Annotated in this window: 9 protein-coding genes; 3 read left to right on the top strand and 6 right to left on the bottom strand. The window is 69.2% G+C overall.

Features of this window, described 5'->3' with window-relative positions; all coding sequences use genetic code 11:
* Nucleotides 1-190: 190 nt before the first annotated feature.
* From QMZ26_RS10975 to moaA, 5 genes are read right to left on the bottom strand one after another with little or no spacing between them, the layout of a single operon-like run.
* The gene (locus QMZ26_RS10975) at nt 191-685 is read right to left on the bottom strand and encodes a molybdenum cofactor biosynthesis protein MoaE (protein ID WP_283221466.1); all 495 of its coding nucleotides are present in this window, start codon (nt 683-685) and stop codon (nt 191-193) included.
* A gap of 1 nt (nt 686) precedes the next feature.
* Nucleotides 687-947 carry a MoaD/ThiS family protein gene (locus QMZ26_RS10970; RefSeq protein WP_079222091.1) on the bottom strand — a complete coding sequence of 87 codons (261 nt, stop codon included), beginning with the start codon at nt 945-947 and terminating at the stop codon, nt 687-689.
* The gene (gene glp / locus QMZ26_RS10965; RefSeq protein WP_283221465.1) at nt 947-2200 is read right to left on the bottom strand and encodes a gephyrin-like molybdotransferase Glp; all 1254 of its coding nucleotides are present in this window, start codon (nt 2198-2200) and stop codon (nt 947-949) included. The genes QMZ26_RS10970 and glp overlap by 1 nt, the downstream gene beginning before the upstream one ends.
* Entirely contained in the window at nt 2197-3210 is a 1014-nt protein-coding gene (gene moaCB, locus QMZ26_RS10960) for a bifunctional molybdenum cofactor biosynthesis protein MoaC/MoaB (RefSeq protein ID WP_200732092.1), read from the bottom strand. The genes glp and moaCB overlap by 4 nt, the downstream gene beginning before the upstream one ends.
* 8 nt (nt 3211-3218) lie before the next feature.
* Nucleotides 3219-4199: a GTP 3',8-cyclase MoaA gene (gene moaA, locus QMZ26_RS10955; protein ID WP_283221464.1), complete on the bottom strand. Its 981-nt coding sequence runs from the start codon at nt 4197-4199 to the stop codon at nt 3219-3221.
* A 194-nt stretch (nt 4200-4393) separates the two neighbouring features.
* On the opposite strand from moaA, the gene QMZ26_RS10950 reads away from it, so the two are divergent.
* Nucleotides 4394-4798: a ribonucleotide reductase subunit alpha gene (locus tag QMZ26_RS10950; protein ID WP_345782670.1), complete on the top strand. Its 405-nt coding sequence runs from the start codon at nt 4394-4396 to the stop codon at nt 4796-4798.
* On the opposite strand, the gene QMZ26_RS10945 is transcribed toward QMZ26_RS10950, so the two are convergent.
* On the bottom strand, nt 4795-5121 hold the full coding sequence (locus QMZ26_RS10945; protein WP_283221462.1) for a hypothetical protein: 327 nt from the start codon (nt 5119-5121) through the stop codon (nt 4795-4797). The genes QMZ26_RS10950 and QMZ26_RS10945 overlap by 4 nt on opposite strands.
* Nucleotides 5122-5344: 223 nt before the next feature.
* Here QMZ26_RS10945 and QMZ26_RS10940 point away from each other — a divergent pair, with 223 nt between their 5' ends.
* Both QMZ26_RS10940 and QMZ26_RS10935 read left to right on the top strand, forming a co-directional pair.
* Nucleotides 5345-5908, top strand: coding sequence for a hypothetical protein (locus tag QMZ26_RS10940; protein WP_283221461.1), 564 nt, complete (start codon nt 5345-5347; stop codon nt 5906-5908).
* A 48-nt stretch (nt 5909-5956) separates the two neighbouring features.
* A complete protein-coding gene (locus QMZ26_RS10935; protein WP_283221460.1) occupies nt 5957-7210 on the top strand; it encodes an ectonucleotide pyrophosphatase/phosphodiesterase in 1254 nt (417 codons plus the stop codon).
* Nucleotides 7211-7296 lie beyond the last annotated feature (86 nt).

The raw sequence follows: 7296 nt of genomic DNA, 5'->3' as shown, positions 1-7296 counted from the left end.
TGGCGTGGATCTACTGAAACCCGCAGTCAGTAGAGCCACGCCATGCGTGGCTGCGCCGGCCGGCGGTACCGGAAAGGCCCCATCCACGCATGGCGTGGATCTACTGAAACCCGCAGTCAGTAGAGCCACGCCATGCGTGGCTGCGCCGGCCGGCGGTACCGGAAAGGCCCTATCCACGCATGGCGTGGATCTACCGGTGGTGAGCGTGGTCATGGTCATGCACCGGGGTGTCGTCGGCGTGGCACAGGCTGCAGCCCTCGGTCCACTCGCTGTCGCCGTCCTGGTAGTGCTCCTGCTTCCAGATCGGGCACTGGTGCTTGACCGCCTCGATCAGCTGCCGGCATGCACGGAAGGCTTCGTCGCGGTGCGGGCTGCCTGCGGCCACCACCACCGCCACCTCGCCCACCGCCAGGCGGCCCTTGGCGTGGGCCACGTACAGCTTCAGCTTCGGCCCGTAGGCGGCCTGCACCTCGGCCGCCAGCCGCTGCACCTCGTTCAGCACCAGCGGCTCGAACAGGTCATAGCTGATGCCCAGCACCGGCCGGCCCTGGTTGAGGTCACGCACCTTGCCGATGAATACGTCGATACCCCCGAAGCCGGGGTCGGACACCGCGGCGATGCCCTCGGACGGGTCGATCGCCGCCTGTGCGCGGTCCACCACCTTCGCGATCGTGGGATGGCTCATCTCAACCCCCACTGACCGGCGGCAGGATCGCCACGCGGCCATCGGCCGGCAGCGCATCGTGGTCGCGCAGCACCCGTTGCTGGTCGGCGAACGCCGAGTAGTCCAGCAGGCCGGCACGGAAATCCGGCCATCGCACCGGCAGCAGCTCGCGCAGCGCCTGGCGCAGATCGGCAATGGTCGCCCCGGCAACGTCCACCGCGATCTCGCGGCTCGCATCCAGGTCGGAAAACGCACCAAACAACTGCAGGTTCACCTGTTTCATCATGATTCCTCGCTTACCAGCTGCACCGGTTCGTGGTGACCCCAGCCCTGCACCCGCACATAGGTCCCGGCCGGCGCGAGGTTGCCCTCGGCCTCCAGCACCACCCAGGCATTGGCCCGCAGCATGGACATCAGGCGGAACGACTCCTGGCCGGACAGCACGCGCGCGCTCAACCGTCCCTGCGCGTCCACCTCCACCCGCGCACGGGCATGGAAGCGCAGGCCTTCGGGCTTGCGCACGTCGGCCTGCAGCGGCAGCTGCAGTGGCGTCTCCGGGGCCAGCCCCAACAGGCGGCGCAGCACCGGCTCAACGAAGAAGCGCTGCCCCACCGCGGCCGACACCGGGTTGCCCGGCAGGCCGAAATACAGCGCGCCGCCAGGCAGCACGGCGAACAGCAGCGGCTTGCCCGGGCGGATCGCCACCTTGTGGAAGATGATGCGGGCGCCGCGCTCACGCAGGGCGTCCGGCACGAAATCGTAGCGCCCGGCCGACACCGCACCGGTGCTGATCAGCAGCTGCGCCCCGGCGTCCAGTGCCTGGTCGAGCACGGCATTGAAGGCGGCGACCTCGTCGCCCACCGTGCCCTGCCAGACCACCTCGGCGCCGGCTGCCTGCAGGCGCCCCACCAGATAGGGCCGGTTGCTGTCACGGATCTGCCCGGACTGCAGCGACTGCGCGGCCTCGGTCACCAGTTCCTTGCCGGTGGCGATCACCGCAGCCTTCGGCCGCGCGACCACCGCCACCTCGCCGACGCCGATGGCGTGCAGCAGGGTGCGGGCGTTGACATCCAGCACGTCGCCGGCACGCAGCACGCGCTCGCCCTCGCTTACGTCCTGGCCGCGCAGGCGCACGTGCTGGCCGGGGCTGACGTCCGCGCGCAGCGCGATCCGGGTCGGGCGGCCTTCGTGGCGCTGCAGGATCTCAACCTGCTCCACCGGCACCACCGTATCCAGGCCGGTCGGCATGCGCGCACCGGTCATGATTTCCCAGGCGCCCTCGCCGCCCACGGTGCCGGCATCGCCGGCGGCCTGCCAGCCCTGCACCGCAAATCCGGTACCACTGGCGAAGGCCGTGCCATCGGCCCGCAGCGCGAATCCATCCATCGCCGAGTTGTCGAACGGCGGCAGCGACTGTGCGCTGATGATGTCGCTGGCCAGGGTGCGCCCGCCCGCATCGTGCAGGCGCAGGCGTTCGGCCGGTAGCGCCGAGGCTGCCTCAAGCAGGTGCTGTAGTGCTTCGCTGTAGGCAATCATGCGGCGCCCCCCTGGCCGTGGCCACCGCCATCGACCATCGCCAGGGCGTGTCCAAGTACCGGCGCGAGGATGTCCAGGCACTGCGCGGCGGCGCGCGGGCTGCCCGGCAGGGCAAACACCAGCAGGTCGCCCAGCTGTACCACTTCGGCCCGACTCAGCCAGGCCATCGGCGTGTGCTGCGCACTCAGCGCACGCACCATCTGCGCCAGCCCATGCACCGGGCGCGCGTCCAGCGAACGCAGCGCCTCCGGGGTCAGGTCGCGCGGGCCCAGGCCCGTTCCGCCGGTGCACAGGCACAGGCGCACGCCACTGTCGGCCAGCGCGCGCAGGCGGCTGGCCAGCGGTTCGATGCCATCGGCCAGCACCTCGGCCGCCACCACCTCGCCGCCCAGCGCCTGCAGCCCCGCCACCAGCTTCGGCCCGGATGCATCGGCATAGGTGCCATCACTGGCCCGGTCGCTTAAGGTAATCACCGCGCACGCCGCGCCTTCCAGGCCCTTCGGCGCACGTGGCTTGAAACGGGCGCGCTCGGCCTCGTCCATGCCATCGGGGTGCAGCCAGACGCCGCGCTTGCCGCCTTCCTTGAACAGCAGGCGGATGCCTTCGATGCGCAGCGCCGGTTCCACCGGCTTGCTCAGGTCGTACAGGGTCAGCAGGGCCGCGTTCACCCCTGCCAGCGCCTCCATCTCCACGCCGGTGCGCGCCTCGCTGGCGCACTCGCACCAGACGCGGATCGCCTGCCGTTCCGGCACCGGTGCGCAGAACACCTGCACCAGTTCCAGCGGCAGCGGGTGGCACAGCGGCATCAGCATCGACGCCATCTTTGCGCCCTGCAGGCCGGCAATCTCAGCCATCACCAGCGCATCGCCCTTGGGCAGGCGGCGCTCGACGATCAGCGGGTAGGCCACCGGCCCGGCATGCAGTTCGCCCACGGCCACCGCGCGGCGGCGGGTGATGCGTTTGTCGCGGACATCGGCCATGTGGAAGGCCGCGTTCAGTTCCCCGGTCATGGTGTTGCTCATCCTCCGATCGAGGCCAGGTGCGGGGTCAGCCCGGTCTGGCCCTGGTGCAATCCGTGCCCGGCCGCTTTCAGGCCGAGCTGGGTAGTGATGCGTGCCAGCAGTGCGTCGTGGTCGTCGTCGCTCTGCAGCAACGGGCGCAGAGGCACGCCGAAATCGCCGAACAGGCACAGCCGCAGGTCGCCCTTGGCAGTCACCCGCAGGCGGTTGCAGCCCTTGCAGAAATCGCGCGAGTACGGCGCGATGATGCCCACCGTGCCGCGGTGCTGCGGGTGGCCGAACTCGCGCGCGGGGCCGGCATCGGCCGCACGCGGGCGCTCCTGCCAGCCAGCAGCCAGCAGCTGTTCGATCACCACGTCAGCGCGCAGGTGGTGGCGCTGGAAATAGGCTTCGTTGTCGCCGGTGCGCATCAGTTCGATGAAGCGCACGCTGAAGGGCCGGTCGCGCAGGTACTCCATCCACTGCGGCAGCTCGTCGTCGTTCAGCCCGCGCAGCAGCACCGCGTTGAGCTTGATCGACTGCAGGCCCAGCGCCTGGGCCAGGGCCAGGCCCTGCTCGATCTCCGGCAACCGGTCATGCCCGGTAATGGCGTGGAAGCGCTCGCGCTGCAGGCTGTCCATGCTCACGTTCAAGGCCGTGAGGCCGGCGCGATGCCAGCCCGGCAGGCGCCGCGGCAGCAAGGTGCCGTTGGTGGTGATGGCCACCTTGCGGATGCCGGGCACCGCAGCCACGGTGCCGATGATCTGCTCCAGGTCCTTGCGCAGGCTGGGCTCGCCACCGGTCAGGCGGATCTTGCTCATGCCCAGCGCGGCAAACGCACGCACCAGCCGGGCAATCTCATCCACCTGCAGGAAACGCGGGCGGCCATCGGCCTGGTAACCTTCGGGCAGGCAGTAGCTGCAACGGAAGTTGCAGGCTTCGGTCAACGACAGGCGCAGGTACGGAAAGCTGCGTCCGAAACCGTCGGTGAGTTGGCTCATGGCTGGTCCACCTTGTTGCTCCACCGTCTTGCCTATGCCCGGAATGGTCCGGATACCCTCGCCTGCTGGAACGATTGCCAGAGTACGCGGCCTTCAGTTCCATGGGCATGACTTAAATCAATCGTCTCCGGCCCCGCGCGGCAGGCGTTATGGCAGCATGCGGCTTTCCGTGCAGCGGGCGTGTGACAACCCTCATGATGATGAACGATTTCCAGCAACTCCTGCACGCCGCCGCTGAACAGGCCGAGCCACAGCGCCTGCTGTTCGTGTTCGTGCGTGCCGACCTGCCCGAGTCGCCCACCACCGACCAGCGCGAACGGCATGACCGCCGCGAGGGCGGCACCCTGTCACCGGTGCTGTGCGTGGACAAGCTGCCCGCGGAGGTAGCCAGCTTCCAGGCCCTGGCCGCCGAATCGACCACCACCGGCATCAACTGGGACCTGGTGTTCGTGGCCGCCATGGACGGGCGCGCCGGCTTTGCGCCCAACAGCGATGAAGCCGCCCGCCCGCTGCAGCTGATGGTCAATGCCATCCATGACGGCCAGATCGGCCGCTTTGCCGCCTTCGACCGCGCTGGCGAACCGATCCAGTTCTACTAGGCCAGCAGCTGCAGGGTCAGGAAGAAGATCACCAGCACGGTGTTCAACCCCCAGGCCACGGTCAGCCCGCGTGCGGCCACGCCCAGGTTGGGGGTGCGCGCGGTGGGCGCGGCCCGCCACACCGCCGGGATGATCCAGCCGGTATAGAGCAGCAGCACGGCAAACAGGGCCAGCAGCAGCGTGGTGCGCTGGTTGGCCAGGGCCCAGAGGGCTGCCGCCCACAGCAGATTGCTGGGAATGACCCCCTGCAGCCAGAACACGCTCCACAGGCGCGTGTGGCCGTGCGTGCCAGGCGAGGGGTGGAGGGACGCGCTTGCGGTCATAAGTCTCCCTTCTGTGCAGGAAGCAGGCCCGTCCAGCCTGCGCCCCGCCGCGGCCAGCGTCAACCGCCGCCGCCCTCCGGTAGAGTCGAGCCTGCCCGACTGCCTCGACTGCCCCGACTCCACGCCCACCTTCCAGACCACGACCATGCCCAGCACCCGCAACGGACTGCCTGCTGCCCGGCGTCGAACACGGCCATCCAGCCCAATCAAGGAGTGACCGCTGATGCACCTGCTGCAACGAATGACAGCGCTGGGCCTGTTGGGTCTTGCCTGTGGCTGCACCCCGTCCGCGCCAGTGCCACCACCGGCCGCCGCCAGCGAAGACCCACTGGCCATCGAAGACAAGCCACCCAACGCCGAGGGCCAACCCATGCTGGATGATCTTGCCCGCGTGGCCCGCGACGCCGACCGCATCGTGGTCGTTGAACATTCCTCCCCGTATGACACCAACAACAGCAGCAACAGTGCCACGCCGCCAGCGGAGCGCAGGTACCGCGAAGCGGTGCTGACCGGCACTCGCAAACAGCCGTTCCTGGCCACGCTGGAGGGCATCGACCCTTATGTGAGCGACTGGGTCACCGCCTGCGTCTTCGAGCCCCATCATCGCTTCGAGTTCTACAAGGGGAAGAAGCGCACCCACACGCTGGAGGTCTGCTTCCAGTGCGGCGAACTGCAGTGGGATGGCACCAGGAATCCGGTGCCGCAGGCGTTCTACGCGGGGCTGCATCCCTTCATCGAAGGCCTCGGCATGCAGCCGGAACGCGATTGGCAGGCCCTGGCCCGGTAGAGGCCACATCCGTCCTAGACCTGTCATCGCACGGGGCTAGGATGCGCCATGAACATGCGCCTTGTCTGCGGCTCGATCGCCGCCCTCTGCTTGATGGCGTGCAGCACGCCATCGCCCCGCCAGGCCTCTGCAACGCCCCCGACCACGGTTCAGCCGTCACCGCGCCTGCTGCTGGTCTCCATCGACGGCCTGCGCGCCGATGCCCTTGATCGCGGCCTGACCCCCAACATCCAGCGGATGATCGACGGTGGCGTGCGCGCACGCTGGATGACGCCGTCCTATCCGTCGCTGACCTTCCCCAACCATTACACCCTGGTCACCGGCCTGCGTCCCGGCCACCACGGCATCATCCACAACAGCATGCACGACCCGCAGCTGGGCGGTTTCGAGATCAGCAACCCGGCCGCCGTCACCGATGCGCGCTGGTGGGGCGGCGAGCCGATCTGGGTGAGCGCCGAGAAGGCGGGGGTGCGCACGGCCACCTGGTCGTGGCCCGGCAGCGAGGCCGCCATCCAGGGCGTGCGGCCAAGCCAGTGGCAGGTCTATGACCGCTCCATCGCACTGGAGGACCGTGTGCAGACCGTGCTGGGCTGGCTGGCGCAGACCGGCCCGCAGGCCCCGCGCCTGGCCACGCTGTACATGGAAAACGTCGACAAGGCCGGCCACACCTACGGGCCGGATTCGGCCGAGTACCGCCAGGCGATCCAGCGCGCCGATGCCATCGTCGGCCAGGTGCTGGAAGGGCTGGACGCACGAGGCCTGGCCACCGGTACCAACATCGTGCTGGTGTCCGACCACGGCATGGCCGAGCTGCCGGAGGGCCAGGTACTGGACACCGAGCGCATGGTCGACCCGGCCATTGCGGTGGCCACCAGCGTGGGCCAGCCGGTCGGCTTCCAGGCCATGCCTGGGCGCGAACGCGAGGCCGAGCGGGCGCTGCTCGGCCGCCACGACCACTACCAGTGCTGGAAGCGCGCCGACCTGCCGCCACGCTGGCAGTATGGCCAGCACCCGCGCACGCCGCCGATCATCTGCGAGATGGAAGAAGGCTGGGATGCACTGACGCCCGACATGCTGGCCCGCCACGCCCATGCCTACCGCGGCACCCACGGCTACGACAACACCCTGCCGTCGATGCGCGCGGTATTCGTGGCCACCGGCCCCTCCTTCAAGGCGGGCAGGACCGTTGAGGGCTTCGACAACGTGGATGTCTACCCGCTGCTGACCCGCCTGCTGAATGTGCCGGCGGCCGCCAATGACGGCAACCCGGATACGTTTGACGCGGTGTTGCGCCCGCGTTGAGGCGACAGCTCCGTCGCGGATCTACCTGTGTTCGTCGGGTGTGCAGGGCGCTTCGTCGCACACTGGTGTTCCCTGAGCCGGAACCG

Source organism: Stenotrophomonas sp. PFBMAA-4 (assembly GCF_030053215.1).
GTDB lineage: Bacteria > Pseudomonadota > Gammaproteobacteria > Xanthomonadales > Xanthomonadaceae > Stenotrophomonas.
This window is presented reverse-complemented; position numbering and strand designations above follow the sequence as displayed.

What these genes read in the sequence shown, in the direction of transcription:
- QMZ26_RS10945 (WP_283221462.1), bottom strand. Translation starts at nt 5,121, where the DNA reads ATGACCGCAAGCGCGTCCCTCCACCCCTCGCCTGGCACGCACGGCCAC.
- moaCB (WP_200732092.1), bottom strand. Translation starts at nt 3,210, where the DNA reads ATGACCGGGGAACTGAACGCGGCCTTCCACATGGCCGATGTCCGCGAC.
- QMZ26_RS10940 (WP_283221461.1), top strand. Translation starts at nt 5,345, where the DNA reads ATGCACCTGCTGCAACGAATGACAGCGCTGGGCCTGTTGGGTCTTGCC.
- QMZ26_RS10950 (WP_345782670.1), top strand. Translation starts at nt 4,394, where the DNA reads ATGATGATGAACGATTTCCAGCAACTCCTGCACGCCGCCGCTGAACAG.
- QMZ26_RS10975 (WP_283221466.1), bottom strand. Translation starts at nt 685, where the DNA reads ATGAGCCATCCCACGATCGCGAAGGTGGTGGACCGCGCACAGGCGGCG.
- QMZ26_RS10970 (WP_079222091.1), bottom strand. Translation starts at nt 947, where the DNA reads ATGAAACAGGTGAACCTGCAGTTGTTTGGTGCGTTTTCCGACCTGGAT.
- moaA (WP_283221464.1), bottom strand. Translation starts at nt 4,199, where the DNA reads ATGAGCCAACTCACCGACGGTTTCGGACGCAGCTTTCCGTACCTGCGC.
- glp (WP_283221465.1), bottom strand. Translation starts at nt 2,200, where the DNA reads ATGATTGCCTACAGCGAAGCACTACAGCACCTGCTTGAGGCAGCCTCG.
- QMZ26_RS10935 (WP_283221460.1), top strand. Translation starts at nt 5,957, where the DNA reads ATGAACATGCGCCTTGTCTGCGGCTCGATCGCCGCCCTCTGCTTGATG.